Genomic DNA, 14,190 nt, shown 5'->3' with positions numbered 1-14,190 from the left:
GCCCCGATCATCCGGCGATCCGCGAAGCCAGGCGCCGCGCCAGCAGCTCCGAGGCGATGAGGGCCGCAAGCGACAGCGCGATCGCGATCAGCACGAGCTTGCCGGCGGCGGCGTCTCCGCCCGGGGTCTGGGTGAGCGTGTAGATCGCGGCCGGCAGGGTGCGGGTCTCGCCCGGAATGTTCGACACGAAGGTGATGGTCGCGCCGAACTCGCCGAGGGCCTTGGCGAAGGCGAGCACCGCCCCCGCCAGCACGCCCGGGAGCGCGAGCGGCAGGGTGACGGCGAACAGAACCCCTGTCCGGCTCGCCCCGAGGGTCGCGGCCGCGTCCTCGAGCCTGCGGTCGACGGCCTCGAGCGACAGCCGGATGGCCCGCACCATCAGCGGGAACCCCATGATGCCGGCCGCCAGCGCGGCGCCCGTCCAGCGGAACGAGAACACCACGCCGCAGCACGCCTCGAGCGCCTCGCCGATCGGCCCGCGGCGACCGAAGCCGATCAGCAGCAGGTAGCCCGTCACGACCGGCGGCAGAACCAGCGGCAGATGCACGAGCCCGTCCAGCAGCGCCTTGCCCGGGAACCGTCCGCGGGCGAGGGCGAGCGCCACCAGCACCGCGAACGGCAGGCTCGCCACCGTGGCGACGCTGGCGACCAGCAGGCTCAGCCGGACGGCGACCAGGTCCTCGGGCGCGAGCCCCAGAGCGGCGGCGAGCGCGTCCAGCGATCAACTCCCTGAGGCGGGGGCGAGCACGGCGAAGCCCGCCGCCTCGAAGATCTTTCGCGCCGGCGCCGAGGCGAGATACTTCAGGAAGGCCGCGGCCTGGCCATTGTCGGAGGTCGTGAGCCGCGCCGCCGGATAGACGATCGCCGGGTGGCTGTCCGCCGGGAAGGTCCCGACGATCCTGACGCTCGGATCGGCCGCCGCATCCGTCTTGTAGACGACGCCGAGCGGCGCCTCCCCGCGAGCGACCAGCGCCAGCGCCGCCCGCACGTTCTCCGCGCCGGCGACCCTGGAGGCCACGGACTCCCAGAGGCCCAGGCTCGTCAGCGCGGCCTTGCCGTACCTGCCGGCTGGAACCGAGTTCACGTCGCCCATGGCGAGCCGTCCGGCGCCGAGCGCGCCCGAGAGGTCGAATCCCGGCCCGAGGTCGACGTCGCCCTTCTTCCAGTCCGGCCCGGCGACGAGCACGAGCCGGTTGCCGAGCAGGTCGAGGCGGCTGTCGGCCGCGATCAGCTTCCTGTCCGCCACATAGTTCATCCAGGCCGTGTCGGCGGAGATGAACAGGTCCGCCGGAGCGTCCTGCTCGAGCTGCCTGGCGAGCGCGGAGGAGGCGGCGTAGCTCGCCTTGACCTCGACCCCGCTGGATCTGGTCCACTCCCTGGCGACGGCGTCGAGCGCGTTCTTGAGCGAGGCCGCGGCGAACACCACCACGGGCTTGTCGGCGGCGTCGTCCCGGGCGTGCGCCGGCAGCGGCGCCGTGGCGAAAGACAGGCCCAGCAAGAGGGCCGCGAAAAGATGGCGAGCGAAAGTCATCTGCGGTCTCCGCGCCGCGAGCAAGGCTCCGGCGTTCATCGAATGGCGGCCGCGGCGAGCCTCCATCGAGGCGCGGCGCGCGGTGGCGGAAACCGCCGTCAGCGGCGGAAGACGGCGGACGATGCCGCAGACGCCGTCCTGCGACAAGGCCGCCGTCTCTCGCGCTTGTCGTAGAGGCGTTGGAGGATCATCTAAGCGCCAGATGACCCGACATGAACCCGCGGCCGCGTTCGAGCCCGCTTCGCTCACGCTTGACATCGAAGGGATGCACTGCGCGGCCTGCGCGACGCGCATCGAGAAGGTGCTCGGGCAGACGCCGGGCGTTGCTTCCGCGGTCGTCAATCTGCCGCTCGAACGCGCCGATGTCCGTTTTTCCGGCCCGGCCGATCCCGAGGCCGCCGTGGCGGCGGTGGAGCGCGCCGGGTACGAGGCCCATGTGCGGCCCGCAGGCGCCGCCGCGCGGCGGCAGGCGGAGGCCGATCGCGCGCTTCAGCGCCGCGAGGACGAACGCCGCACGCTCCTGCTGCTGATCATGACGGCCGTTCTGGGCGCGCCCTTCCTGATCGAGATGATCGGAATGGCCGCCGGGGCGCATCAGATCATCCCGGGCTGGCTGCAGCTCGCGCTCGCGACTCCGGTGCAGGCGCTGGTCGGCTGGCGCTTCTACCGCGGCGCCTGGGCGTCGCTGCGCGGCGGCGCCGCCAACATGGACGTGCTGGTCGCGCTCGGAACCAGCGCGGCGTTCTTCTGGAGCGCCGGCCAGCTGCTCGCCGGCGGCCACGGGCCTCTCTATTTCGAGGCTTCGGTCGCGGTGCTGGGCTTCGTCCTGCTGGGCAATCTGCTGCAGGCGCGGGCGACGTCGGGCGCCAGCGCGGCGCTCACCGCGCTGAGCGAGCTCACGCCCGCCGTCGCGCGTCGGCGGACGGCCGACGGCGGCGAGGAGCAGGTCTTGGTGGAGGCCGTGGCGCTCGGGGACGTGGTGCTCGTCAGGCCCGGCGAGCGCATGCCGGTCGACGGCCAGGTCCTCGAAGGCGAAAGCGCGCTCGATGAATCCCTGATCACCGGCGAGAGCAAGCCTGTTCCGAAAGCGGTCGGCGACCTTGTCGTGGCGGGATCGCTCAACGGCTCGGGCTTCCTGGCGATCGCCGCGACCGCCGTCGGCGAGGACGCGACGCCCGCCCGGATCGGCCGCCTCGTCGCGCGCGCCCAGCTCGCCAAAGCGCCCGTGCAGCGGCTGGTCGACCGTGTCACGGCGGTGTTCGTGCCGGTCGTGGTCGCCATCGCGGTCGTGACATTCGTGGGCTGGCTGATCGCCGGGGCCGGTTTCGGCGCAGCGCTCGGCCACGCCATCGCGGTGCTGGTGATCGCCTGCCCGTGCGCGCTCGGGCTCGCGACCCCGGCCGCGCTCGTCGCCGGCACGGGCGCGGGCGCTAAGGCCGGCATCCTGGTTCGCGACATCGAGGCGCTCGAGCGGGCGGCGCGCGTCACCGCCGTGGTGTTCGACAAGACCGGCACGCTCACCGCCGGCCGTCCCGCTCTGGTCGCCGCGGAGGCGGTGGACGGCGACACGGCCAGACTGCTGGCGCTGGCCGCCTCGGTCGAGCGCGGCTCCGAACATCCCCTTGCGCACGCCATCGTGGAGGCCGCGGAAGCGCAGGGGCTCGCGATACCGGCCGCGGCGTCGATCCGGGCCGATCCCGGCGAGGGCGTGGTCGGCGAGGTGGACGGCCTGAAGGTCGCGATCGGCAGCGTGCGGATGCTGGAGGAGGCCGGCGCGCACACGGCGCCGATAGAACCCATGCTGGCGCGTCACGCCGCCGAGGGGCGCACCGCAGTCGCGGTCTCCGAAGGACGGCGGGCGCGGGGCGTGCTGGCGTTCGCGGACGCGCCGCGCCCGAGCGCCGCCGCGGCGGTCGGCCGGCTCGCGCGGCAGGGCATACAGGTCATCATGCTGACCGGCGACAGCGCGGAGGCCGCCGCCCCGATCGCCCGCGCGGTCGGGATCGAGCGGGTCGAGGCCGGGGCCCGCCCGGCGGACAAGCTGGCGGCGATCCAGCGGCTCAAGGCGGAAGGCGCGCAGGTCGCGATGGTGGGCGACGGCGTCAACGACGCGCCGGCGCTGGCGGCGGCGGATCTCGGGATCGCGATGGGCGGCGGCGCGGACGTCGCGCTCGAGAGCGCCGGCGTCGCGCTGCTGCGGCCAGACCCGGAGCTGGTGTCCGGCGCGCTCGCCCTGTCCCGGCGCTCCGTCGCCACGATCCGGCAGAATCTGGCCTGGGCCTTCGCCTACAACGTCATCGGCCTGCCGCTCGCGGCGTTCGGTTTCCTGTCGCCTGCGATCGCCGGCGCCGCTATGGCGCTGTCCTCGGCGAGCGTGGTGCTGAACGCGCTCCGGCTCGCCCGCTGGCGGCCTGAATAGCCGCCTCCGTTTCCTCGCCTTATTTCGGTTATAAGCGCCGGCAGCTCAATCCGGCGCCAGGTCCGCACCATGTCCCGCTCGCGTCTTCCCGATTTGCAGTCCGCTCATCTGCTCGACCGCCGGACGGTGCTCCAGATCGCCTTGGCGGCGCAGGCCGCGCTGGCGTTCGGCGGCCCGGCCAGGGCGGCCGGGACCGACCGGTTGAAGTTCGGGAAGCCGGAGCCGTTCAGCTATGACGGCCTGAAGGCCTTCGCCAGGAACCTTGCCGGCAAACCTTACCAGCCGCCGGCGGCGCCCGACCCGGCGATCGTCCAGAAGATCGACTACGACGCCCACGGCAAGATCAAGTTCAAGCCGGAGGACGCGCTCTACGCCGAGAGCGCCGGGGCCTATCCGATCACCTTCATGCATGTCGGAAGATTCTTCCCCAAGACCGTCCGCATGCATGCGGTGGCGGACGGGCAGTCGCGCGAGATCCTCTACGATCCCAGCCTGTTCGACATGCCGGCGGACAGCATCGCGCGCGGGCTGCCGCCGCAGCCGTCGGCGTTCGCCGGCTTCTGGGTGCGCGAGGCCAAGGACCAGGTCACCGACAAGGGCGACTGGAAGGCGCGCGAGCCGTTCGCGACCTTCCTGGGGGCCTCCTACTTCCGGGCGATCGGCGCCGCCGGGCAGGTCGGCATGTCGGCGCGCGGCGTCGCGCTGTTCCCCGCGCCGGGCGCGGCCGAGGAGTTCCCGGACTTCATCTCGTTCTGGTTCGAGCCGGCGAGGACGAACGGCGAACCCGTCACGGTGTTCGCGCTGCTCGATGGCCCGTCGCTGTCAGGCGCCTATCGCTTCCTGATCCATCGCACGGCCGGCACGCTGATGGAGATCGAGGCCGAGGTGACGATGCGCAAGGAGGTCGCCCGGCTCGGCCTCGCGCCGCTGACCTCGATGTACTGGTTCTCCGAGACCGCCAAGCCGAACCTGATCGACTGGCGCCCCGAGGTCCACGATTCCGACGGGCTCGCGATGTGGACCGGCGCGGGCGAACGGATCTGGCGCCCGCTCAACAACCCGCCGCGCATCATGACCTCGACCTTCTCGGACGAGAATCCGAAAGGCTTCGGGCTGCTGCAGCGCGACCGTGACTTCGATCACTACGAGGATGGCGTCAGATACGAGGACCGGCCTTCGACCTGGGTGGAGCCGGTCGGCGACTGGGGCAAGGGCGCGGTCCAGCTCGTCGAGCTGCCGACCGACGACGAGATCCACGACAACGTCGTGGCCTACTGGATCCCGGAGCAGTCCGCGGCTCCGGGCGCCACGATCGCGCTCGCCTACAAGCTGCACTGGCAGGACGACGAGCCTTTCCCGACGGGGCTCGGCCGCTGCGTGGCGACCCGCCTCGGCCGGGGCGGTCAGCCCGGCCTTCCGCGGCCGGCCGGCGTCCGCAAGTTCATCGTGGAGTTTCTTGGCGGCCCGCTGGCCGACATCCCTTACGGCGAGACGGTCGAGCCGGTGCTCTGGGCGTCGCGCGGCAAGTTCTCGTATGTCTTCGCCGAGGCGGTGCCCAGCGACATCAAGGGCCACTGGCGCGCGCAGTTCGACCTGACGGTCGAGGGCCCGGAGCCGGTCGAGATGCGCTGCTATCTGAAGGCGGGCGGCCAGGTGCTCACCGAGACCTGGCTCTACCAGTACCATCCGGCGCCCTGAGGGCGCCGGAACGCCCTGTCAGCGGCCGAAGTCGAACGAGTAGGCGACGCCGAGGCCGACCGTGAACACGTTCTTGGTGCCGAGCTTCTTCGCCACCGGGCTGTCGGCGGCCTCGCCCACCAGCCGGTCGTAGCGGCCGAACGCGGTCGTGCTCCAGTGGTTCGTCCAGTCGTAGGTGATCGCGCTCGCGAGACCGACGGACTTGACGCCGCCCTTGGCCTTGTAGGGCGTCACGCGGCCGTTCCGCGCGGCCTCGCGCGCCGAGACCCCGTAATAGGTGTCCATGAAGCGGCTGTCGCCGATCTCGGTGCGCGGGCCGATCGAGACCACCATCCGGTCGAAGCGCTGGATGTAGTCGGCCGCCACATTGCCGACGAAGCCGTGATGGCCCCAGAAGCCATGCCGCAGCTCGCCCCGGATCCTAATCATCTCGAGCGGATAGAATTCGACGAACGCGCCGGGCTCGATCCCGTAGTCGACGTCGCGGAAGCCGCGGAACTTGTGGTCTTCGCTGGAGTCGCGCTCGCCGCGGACGCGGGCCACCGGTCCGAACTGGAAGGAGGGCGTGTTGATCAGCGCGAAGCCGAAGCCGTCGTCGGGCGCGCCGAACTTCCAGGGCTGGCCCGGGCGGCGGATGCTGAGGCTCGCCATCCCCGAGACGCCGTACTTGCCCGAGCCTTCGAATTTGGTGGTGTAGATCCCGGTCCCCTTCAGGGTGACGATCCAGCCCTGCTGCACCGCTTCGACCGCGACCGGCGTCTCGAAGGAGGGCAGATCCGCTGCGACCGCGGGGAGGGCTGCGACGGAGAGCAGCGCGGCGAGAGCGGCGGAACGGTAAGCCATGACGGATCCTGACGAAGCGCGACGGGTCTTCAGCCGCAAACTAGCCCACTTCGCTGAGCGGAAGATGAAAACAAGCCGCCCTCGGCGGATGACCCCGGTACCGTTGCGCCGCGGCAACGCTCCATCCGCCCCGGGGCGGCGGGTCCGCCGCGGCGCGCGGAACGCTTCAGTCGCGCAACGACAAGGTCGCGATCCGGACGCCGATGTCGTCCGGATCGGGCGCTATGGCGAAGCCGAGCTCGCGGCAGACGGCGAGCATCGAGCTGTTCTCGGCGAGAATCTGGCCCGTGATCGCGCCCCAGCCCTCCGCCTTCGCGAACCGGATCAGGGTGCGCATCAGCCGCCAGCCCAGCCCGCGGCCCTTGAAGTCGGAGCGCAGCAGGATCGCGAATTCGCCGGCGTCGGCGCCCGGATCGGCGTGAAGCTGGACGACGCCCAGGACGGCGCCGTCGGCGCCTGACGCCAGCAGCACCATCGTGCGGGCGTAGTCGATCTGGGTGAGGCGCGCGATGAAGGCGCGCGGGACCTCGCTCATCGGGGTGAAGAAGCGCTGGCGCAGATCCTCCGCGTCCACCTGCCGGAAGAACGCCGCGACCGCCGGCTCGTCCTCCGGCCGCACCGGACGGACGGAGATCTTCGACCCGTCGCCGAGCGTGAGGCCGGTCTCGAGCTGCTTCGGGTAGGGGCGGATCGCGAAACGGGCGTTCGCGACGCCGGCCCCGCCGCCGCGCGGCGCCGGAGCGACCCGAATGCGGGCGTCGAACGCGAAGGCCCCGCGCGGGGTCACCACCAGCGGATTGATGTCGAGCTCGCGGATCTCTGGCATGCCCGCCGCGAGCTGCGCGAGCTTCACCAGCACGAGCGCGGCCGCGTCGCGGTCGACGGCCGGCAGGTCGCCATGCCCTCCGAACAGGCCGCCGAGGCGGGTCTGGGCGATCGCGTCCCGCGCCAGGCCGAGATGCAGGGGCGGCAGCGCCACCGTGGAGTCGCGCAGCAGTTCGATCGCGCGGCCGCCGGAGCCGAACACGACCACCGGCCCGAAGGCGGGGTGGTCGGCGAGGCCCGCGAAGGCGTCCTGACCGTCCTCGGGCCTGATGTGAGGCTGCACCAGGAAGCCGTCGATGCGCGCTGCGGGCGCGCGGACCGCCGCGCGGGCGAGCATCGCGCGCGCGGCCTGTTCGACGGCCTCGGGGCTGTCCAGGGCGGTGCGCAGGCCGTCCACCATCGACCGGCGGGGGATGTCGGGAGAGACGATCTTCAGCGCCGCCCCGCTCGGCCCCATCAGGCCGCGCGCCACCTCCGCAGCCTCTTCAGGGGTCGCCACGAAGGTCTGCGGCAACAGCGGGATGTGATAGGCGGCGAGCACTTCCGCCGCGTCGGTCGGCGACAGCCATTCGCGGCCGCTGGCGAGGCAGGCGGCGATCGCCGCCTTCGCGCGCTCGGCGTCGGGCGAAAAGCTCTCAGGGGCCGAAGGCGGCGCGGCCAGCAGAGCGGCCTGGCCTTCGACATGCCGCACGAGGTGCATGAGACCGGCGACCGCGGTTTCCGGCGTCCGGAAGAACGGCACGTGCGCCGCCTCCAGCGCGGCGCGCGGCGCGGGATCGGAGCCCAGGAAGGCGGCGAACACCGGCTTCGGCGGGTAACGCCGGCTGCGCGCCCGCTTCGCGGCGGCCACCACGGCCCGGGCGCAGCCGAGCGCGCTCGAGAGCCGCGTCGGCGCATAGAGCGCGAGCGTCGCGTCCACCTCCGGATCGTCCAGCGCGGCGTCCAGCACCGTCTCATAGAGCTCGGGCGCCGCGTCGCCCCGCAGGTCCGCCGGATTGAGGCTTCCGGTCTTCTCGGGCAAAGCGGCGCCGATCCGCTCCGCCGTTTCGGCGGAAAAGCGGGCGGCCACGCCGCCGAGTTCCGCCAGCCGATCGGCGGCGAGCGTCCCGAGCGCGGCGCCGTTGGCCACGATCGCGATGCGCTTGCCGATCAGCGGCGCCACATGGGCGAGGGTTTCGGCGGCGGAGAACAGCTCGGAAAGATCCGCCACCCTCAGCAATCCGGCCCGCCGGAACGCAGCCTCATGCACGGCGTCCGACGTGGCGAAGCTCGCCGCATAGGACGACCAGGGCCGGCCATCGGGCTCGCGCCGGCCGCCCTTCACGACCACGACCGGCTTGATGCGGGCGGCCGCGCGTGCGGCCGACAGGAAGCGCGGCGCGTCGGTCACGGCGTTCAGGTAGAGCAGGATCGCGTGGGTGCGGCGGTCGAGCGCGAAGTGGTCGAGCAGGTCGCCGACATGGACGTCCGCCATGTCGCCAAGCGAGACCACTCCCGAGAAGCCGATGCCGCGCGCGCTCGCCCACTCGATCGTCGAGGCCATCACGGCGCCCGACTGGGACAGCAGAGCGAGGTCGCCTGCCCGGGCCTCCGGAGCGATGCTGACGTTCAGGCGGACATAAGGGCTCTGGACGCCCAGGCATCCCGGGCCGACGAGCCGCAACCCGGTCCGCCGGGCGGCCTGTTCTGCCGCCGCGCGGGGGGAGCCCGGGCCCGCGCCCAGTCCGCGGGTGACGACGACCGCCGCCCGGGCGCCGGCCGCGCCGGCGTCTGCGATGATCGAGGGAACAGCGTCGGGCGGCGCGGTGACCACCACCAGATCGGGCGGATCGGCCAGCTCCGCGAAGGTTCGGACGGCGGAGAACTCGTCGATGCGCGCGTGATCGGGATTCACGAGCCCGATCGGTCCGGCGAAGCCCGCCTCGCGCAGGCCGGCGAGGATGACCCGCCCCGCGCTGCCCGGCCGCGGACTGCCTCCAGCCAGCACGACCGAACGCGGCGCGAATACGGCGTCGAGGTTCCGAACCGTCATCGCGCCGCCGTCAGCCCTCCTCGCCAAGCCGCCGAGGCTCGCCTGCGGCGAGCCCCGTTACAAGCCCCGGTGGGGGCGTCAGGGCTGGGTCTGCGAGGGCGGGTCGCTCGCCGGGAAGCTCTCCTCGATCGCCTCGTCCAGCTCGTCCTCGTCCTCCTCGGGCTCCGGCTCCTTAGCGGGAGAGGCCGGCTCCCCGTCGCCCGGCTTCTTTGGGTCCGCGGCGAGCGTCGAGCCGACGCGCGGCTCGGCGGGCGTCGAGCCCGCGGGAGCGGCGGCGGATTCCGGCACGCTTTCGATCGCGGCGGCCTCGGGATCAATCAGCACGATGTGCAACCTCCGTGGTCCATGGGCGCCCATCAGCAGGATCTGCTCGATGTCGGCGGACCGGGACGGTCCCGTGATCCAGTTCACCGTGCGCGGCATGACCCCCGCCCCGAACCGGTCGCGAACCCTGCCCCAGACATCCTCATAGGTGGCGGCCACATCCGCCACGTCGAGGACGACGATGTGATTGTCCGGCAGGAAGTTCAGCGTGGTCGGGTTGTCCTCCCCCGAAACGAGCACGAGCGTGCCGGTCTCGGCCACCGCCCCGAAGGCGGCGCTGACGCCGGCGGCGTCGTCGCCGAAGGTCCGGCCGGTCGCGACCTCGAGCGTCGTCCGCTCCCAGGGAAGCGCCTCGAGACGGGGATCCGTCCCCCGGCGCAGCGCCGGCGCGAGATTGTGCGCGCGCAGGAACTCCGCGATGGCGGCGGGCGCCTGCTCGGGCGCGTTCACGATCGAGACAGTGGCGGCGGAGGCCTCGGCCATCTCCACGAACAGCGCGACGCGCTCGCGGGCCGACTTCTCGGTCGCGCGGGCCGGCAGCACGCCCGCCGGCCTCAGCGCCAGCCGCTCCTCGACGATCATGCGGCGGGGCTTTTCCTCGCCGGTCGACCCGAGCGAGCGGCGGATGTTGGCGAAGATCTGCTCGCGCGGGGTCATGCGCGGTCCTTTCGGGCCGCCCACTGGGCCTGGAAGGTCGACCCTTCGGGCGCGGCGAAGTCCCGCGTCGCCGTCCAGCCGCCGGCGAGCGGCAGCGAGCGGAAGCGGCCCTTGCGGCGGCCAAGCAGAGCGAGCGCGCCCATGGCGGTGCGGGTCGCCAGGCGATAGAGCCGCGGCCGCCGGGCGAAGAAGCCCCAGAGCCTGAGGCCGGACCGTACGGTCGCGGGTGAGAGGTGACGCTCGAACTCGCGCTCGCGCCAGTGCCTCATCAGCTTCGGCAGCGGGATGCGGACCGGACAAACGCTCTCGCAGCGCCCGCAGAAGGTCGAGGCGTTCGGCAGATGGCCGGCCTTGTCCACGCCGATCAGGGAGGGCGACAGCACCGAGCCCATCGGCCCCGGATAGACCCAGCCATAAGCGTGCCCGCCGACCGCGTGGTAGACCGGGCAATGGTTCATGCAGGCCGCGCAGCGGATGCAGCGGAGCATTTCGCGGAACTCGCCGGCCAGCATGGCGGAGCGGCCGTTGTCGAGCAGGACGACGTGATATTCCTCCGGCCCGTCCACGTCGCCGGCGCGGCGCGGACCGGTTGAGAAAGTGGTGTAGACCGAGATCTCCTGCCCGGTGGCGGAACGCGCCAGCACCCGCAGCATCTGGCTGGCGTCCTCGAGCGTCGGCACGAGCTTCTCGATCGAGGCGAGCACGATGTGGACCCGGGGCAGGGTCTGGCTGAGGTCGCCATTGCCCTCGTTGGTGACGATGATCGAGGTGCCGGTCTCGGCCACCAGGAAGTTGGCGCCGGTGATGCCGACGTCGGCCTCGAGGAAACGCTTGCGCAGCACGCCGCGCGCCTCGGCGAGCAGCGATTCCGGCGCATGCAGGTCGCGCTCCGCCGGCAGGTCGCTGTGGACGCGCCGGAAATCGCTCTCGATCTGGTCGCGGTTGAGATGGATGACGGGCGCCACGATGTGGCTCGGCCGCTCGCCGCGCAGCTGGATGATGTACTCGCCGAGGTCGGTCTCGATCGGCTTCACGCCCGCCGCCTCGAGATGGGCGTTGAGCTCGATCTCCTCCGAGATCATCGACTTGCCCTTGGCGACCGTGCGGGCGCCGACGCGGCGGCAGATGTCGGTGACGATCTTCGACGCGTCCTCGGCCGTCGGCGCGAAATGCACATGGCCGCCGGCGGCCGTGACCTTCGCCTCATAGGCCTCGAGATAGAGGTCGAGATGGGCCAGCGTGTGGTTCTTGATGTCGCGCGCGCTGTCGCGCAGCGCCTCGAACTCCGGCAGCTTGTCGGCCGCCTTGCGGCGCTTCGCGATGAAGCCGCTCTCGACATTGCCGAGCGCGCGCTGAAGCGCCGGGTCGTGCAGCGCCTGGTGGGCGTTCTCCTTGAACGCCGGCGAGGTGAAATGCGCCGTCATCCTGTCACTCTCCCCGCGTCGGCTCGCCGATGGCGGGCTCCTCGCCCATGCCGGCCAGCACCTCGGCGACGTGGCGGACGCGCACCGGCCGGCCCTCGCGCTGAAGCTTGCCGGCCATGTTCATGAGGCAGCCGAGGTCGCCGGCCAGCAGCGTTCCGGCGCCGGCCGCGACCACGTTGTCGGCCTTCTTGGCGACGATCGCGTCGGAGATCTCGCCATATTTGACCGCGAACGTGCCGCCGAAACCGCAGCACACGTCCGGATCCTTCATCTCGGCGATCGTCAGGCCCTGCACGCTCTCGAGCAGCTTGCGCGGCTGCGCCTTGACGCCGAGCTCGCGCAGGCCCGCGCAGCTGTCGTGATAGGTCACGACGCCGTCGAAACGTGCCTGCACCGAGGTCATCCCGCGCACGTCGACCAGGAAGGTCACGAGCTCGAACACCTTGGCCGCGAAGGCGTCGGCGCGGCGGGAGAGGTCGGGCTCTCCGGCGAACAGCTCCGGCACGTGCTTCTTCAGCTGGCCCGCGCACGAGCCCGAGGGCGCGACGACGTAGTCGACGCCCTGGAAGGCGTCGATCGCCTGCAGGGCGAGGTCGCGCGCCGTGGCGCGGTCGCCATTGTTGAAGGCCGGCTGGCCGCAGCAGGTCTGCGGCGGCACCACGACCTCGCACCCCGCCTGTTCGATCAGGTTCGCGGCGGCGAAGCCGACCGACGGCCGGATGAGGTCGACCAGGCAGGTCGCGAAGAGGCCGACGCGGGGACGCGCGGGCGCGGAGGCGGCGGACACGGCAAGCTCCGAAAGCGGCGGACAAGTCGACCGTGATGGCCCGTTTGAATATTGAGGGCAAGGCGATCGGCGCAAGGCCGCCGCCCGCGCCGCAGGCTACCCGCGACAGGCGGCATGACTTAAGACTGATTCCAAACCTCGCCCGGCGCGCGTGCCGCGAACGAGGATCCATGGGAGGAGACGATGACCGGGATCGCCATGCCGGCCGCCAATCCGCGCATCCTGGCCCGCCGCGACGAGATCGTCGCCGGGCTGCGCGCCCTGGTGCCGGGCGAAGGCGTGATCGTCTCCGAAGACGAGCGCCGCGCCTTCGAGACCGACGCCCTGACCGCCTACCGCCGCATGCCGCTCGCCGTGGTGCTGCCGTCCACGACCGAGCAGGTCGCGGCGGTGCTGGCCTTCTGCGACCGCGAGGGCGTTCCGGTGGTCCCGCGCGGCGCAGGCACCTCGCTCGCCGGCGGCGCGCTGCCGCAGGAGGACGCGATCGTCATCGGCGTCTCCAAGATGACGCAGGTGCTCGACGTCGATCTGGCGAGCCGCACCATGCGGGTGCAGACCGGCATCACCAATCTGGGCGTCTCGGCCGCGATCGCGCATGAGGGGTTCTTCTACGCGCCCGATCCGTCGTCGCAGCTCGCCTGCACCATCGCGGGCAACATCGCGATGAACTCGGGCGGCGCGCACTGCCTGAAATACGGCGTCACGACGAACAACCTGATGGGCGTCACCTTCGTCACCATGCGGGGCGAGATCGTGGAGATCGGCGGCGACGCCATGGACGCGCCGGGCCTCGATCTGCTCGGCGTGATCTGCGGCTCGGAGGGCCAGTTCGGCATGGTCACCGAGGCCACGCTGCGCATTCTGCCGATGGCGGAAGGCGCCCGGCCGATCCTGTTCGGCTTCGAGACCAGCGAGGCGGCGGGCGCCGCGGTCGCGGCGGTGCTCGGGGCGGGCATCGTCCCGGTGGCGATCGAGTTCATGGACAAGATCGCGATCGACATCTGCGAGGACTTCGCGCACGCCGGCTATCCGCGGGACGCGGGCGCGCTGCTGATCGTTGAGGTGGAGGGCTCTCCGGTCGAGCTCGACGAGCAGCTCGCCCGCATCGAGATGATCGCCCGGCAGCACGGCGCGACCTCGTCGCGGCAGGCCAAGACGGCGGCCGAGGCGGCCGCGATCTGGAAGGGCCGGAAGTCGGCCTTCGGCGCGATGGGCCGGATCTCCGACTACATCTGCATGGACGGCACGATCCCGACCGGGCGGCTGCCCGAGGTGCTTCATCGCATCACGGAGATCTGCGACGCGCAGGGCCTCAAGGTCGCGAACATTTTCCACGCCGGCGACGGCAACTTGCACCCTCTGGTGCTGTACGACATGAACGATCCTGTTTCGCTCGCAAAGGCCGAGGAGGCCGGCGAGGAGATTCTTCGAGCCTGTGTCGAGGTCGGCGGCTGCCTGACCGGCGAGCACGGCGTCGGCATTGAGAAACGCGAGCTGATGACGGTCCAGTTCACCCATGTGGAACTCGCGCAGATGATGCGGGTGAAAGAGGCGTTCGATCCGAACTGGCTGATGAACCCGGCGAAGGTGTTCCCGCTCGAGATGGCGCGGCCCTCCGACGTAAAGGTCGCCGCGTGACCTCTGCGTTCG

Annotated in this window: 10 protein-coding genes; 3 read left to right on the top strand and 7 right to left on the bottom strand. The window is 71.8% G+C overall.

What is annotated here, in order from left to right; translation table 11 throughout:
* Positions 1–7: 7 nt before the first annotated feature.
* Together modB and modA are read right to left on the bottom strand one after the other, a co-directional pair.
* Positions 8–718 (bottom strand): molybdate ABC transporter permease subunit, encoded by a 711-nt coding sequence (modB, locus tag GGR24_RS16890; protein ID WP_183396605.1) that lies wholly within the window; start codon positions 716–718, stop codon positions 8–10.
* Between the two features lie 3 nt (positions 719–721).
* A complete protein-coding gene (gene modA, locus GGR24_RS16885; protein ID WP_183396567.1) occupies positions 722–1,531 on the bottom strand; it encodes a molybdate ABC transporter substrate-binding protein in 810 nt (269 codons plus the stop codon).
* A 202-nt stretch (positions 1,532–1,733) separates the two neighbouring features.
* On the opposite strand from modA, the gene GGR24_RS16880 reads away from it, so the two are divergent.
* Together GGR24_RS16880 and GGR24_RS16875 are read left to right on the top strand one after the other, a co-directional pair.
* On the top strand, positions 1,734–3,950 hold the full coding sequence (locus GGR24_RS16880; protein WP_183396566.1) for a heavy metal translocating P-type ATPase: 2,217 nt from the start codon (positions 1,734–1,736) through the stop codon (positions 3,948–3,950).
* Between the two features lie 69 nt (positions 3,951–4,019).
* Positions 4,020–5,648 (top strand): OpgD/OpgG family glucan biosynthesis protein, encoded by a 1,629-nt coding sequence (locus GGR24_RS16875; protein ID WP_183396565.1) that lies wholly within the window; start codon positions 4,020–4,022, stop codon positions 5,646–5,648.
* A gap of 18 nt (positions 5,649–5,666) precedes the next feature.
* Here the strand turns inward: GGR24_RS16875 and GGR24_RS16870 are convergent, their stop codons facing one another.
* The 5 genes from GGR24_RS16870 to GGR24_RS16850 form a co-directional block, all read right to left on the bottom strand.
* Positions 5,667–6,491, bottom strand: a complete 825-nt coding sequence (locus GGR24_RS16870) for a MipA/OmpV family protein (RefSeq protein WP_183396564.1) — start codon at positions 6,489–6,491, stop codon at positions 5,667–5,669.
* A 166-nt stretch (positions 6,492–6,657) separates the two neighbouring features.
* On the bottom strand, positions 6,658–9,348 hold the full coding sequence (locus tag GGR24_RS16865) for a bifunctional acetate--CoA ligase family protein/GNAT family N-acetyltransferase (protein WP_183396563.1): 2,691 nt from the start codon (positions 9,346–9,348) through the stop codon (positions 6,658–6,660).
* Positions 9,349–9,426: 78 nt separating this feature from the next.
* Entirely contained in the window at positions 9,427–10,329 is a 903-nt protein-coding gene (locus GGR24_RS16860; RefSeq protein WP_183396562.1) for a LutC/YkgG family protein, read from the bottom strand.
* Positions 10,326–11,753, bottom strand: coding sequence for a LutB/LldF family L-lactate oxidation iron-sulfur protein (locus GGR24_RS16855; protein WP_183396561.1), 1,428 nt, complete (start codon positions 11,751–11,753; stop codon positions 10,326–10,328). The genes GGR24_RS16860 and GGR24_RS16855 overlap by 4 nt, the downstream gene beginning before the upstream one ends.
* Positions 11,754–11,757: 4 nt before the next feature.
* Positions 11,758–12,540, bottom strand: coding sequence for a (Fe-S)-binding protein (locus tag GGR24_RS16850; protein ID WP_343066287.1), 783 nt, complete (start codon positions 12,538–12,540; stop codon positions 11,758–11,760).
* Positions 12,541–12,723: 183 nt separating this feature from the next.
* Here GGR24_RS16850 and GGR24_RS16845 point away from each other — a divergent pair, with 183 nt between their 5' ends.
* Entirely contained in the window at positions 12,724–14,178 is a 1,455-nt protein-coding gene (locus tag GGR24_RS16845; protein ID WP_183396559.1) for an FAD-linked oxidase C-terminal domain-containing protein, read from the top strand.
* Positions 14,179–14,190 lie beyond the last annotated feature (12 nt).

Origin of the sequence: Hansschlegelia beijingensis, assembly GCF_014196425.1 — a bacterium.
Taxonomy (GTDB): Bacteria; Pseudomonadota; Alphaproteobacteria; order Rhizobiales; family Methylopilaceae; genus Methylopila; species Methylopila beijingensis.
This window is presented reverse-complemented; position numbering and strand designations above follow the sequence as displayed.

What these genes read in the sequence shown, in the direction of transcription:
- GGR24_RS16860 (WP_183396562.1), bottom strand. Translation starts at nt 10,329, where the DNA reads ATGACCCCGCGCGAGCAGATCTTCGCCAACATCCGCCGCTCGCTCGGG.
- modA (WP_183396567.1), bottom strand. Translation starts at nt 1,531, where the DNA reads ATGACTTTCGCTCGCCATCTTTTCGCGGCCCTCTTGCTGGGCCTGTCT.
- GGR24_RS16880 (WP_183396566.1), top strand. Translation starts at nt 1,734, where the DNA reads ATGACCCGACATGAACCCGCGGCCGCGTTCGAGCCCGCTTCGCTCACG.
- GGR24_RS16845 (WP_183396559.1), top strand. Translation starts at nt 12,724, where the DNA reads ATGACCGGGATCGCCATGCCGGCCGCCAATCCGCGCATCCTGGCCCGC.
- GGR24_RS16875 (WP_183396565.1), top strand. Translation starts at nt 4,020, where the DNA reads ATGTCCCGCTCGCGTCTTCCCGATTTGCAGTCCGCTCATCTGCTCGAC.
- GGR24_RS16865 (WP_183396563.1), bottom strand. Translation starts at nt 9,348, where the DNA reads ATGACGGTTCGGAACCTCGACGCCGTATTCGCGCCGCGTTCGGTCGTG.
- GGR24_RS16870 (WP_183396564.1), bottom strand. Translation starts at nt 6,491, where the DNA reads ATGGCTTACCGTTCCGCCGCTCTCGCCGCGCTGCTCTCCGTCGCAGCC.
- GGR24_RS16855 (WP_183396561.1), bottom strand. Translation starts at nt 11,753, where the DNA reads ATGACGGCGCATTTCACCTCGCCGGCGTTCAAGGAGAACGCCCACCAG.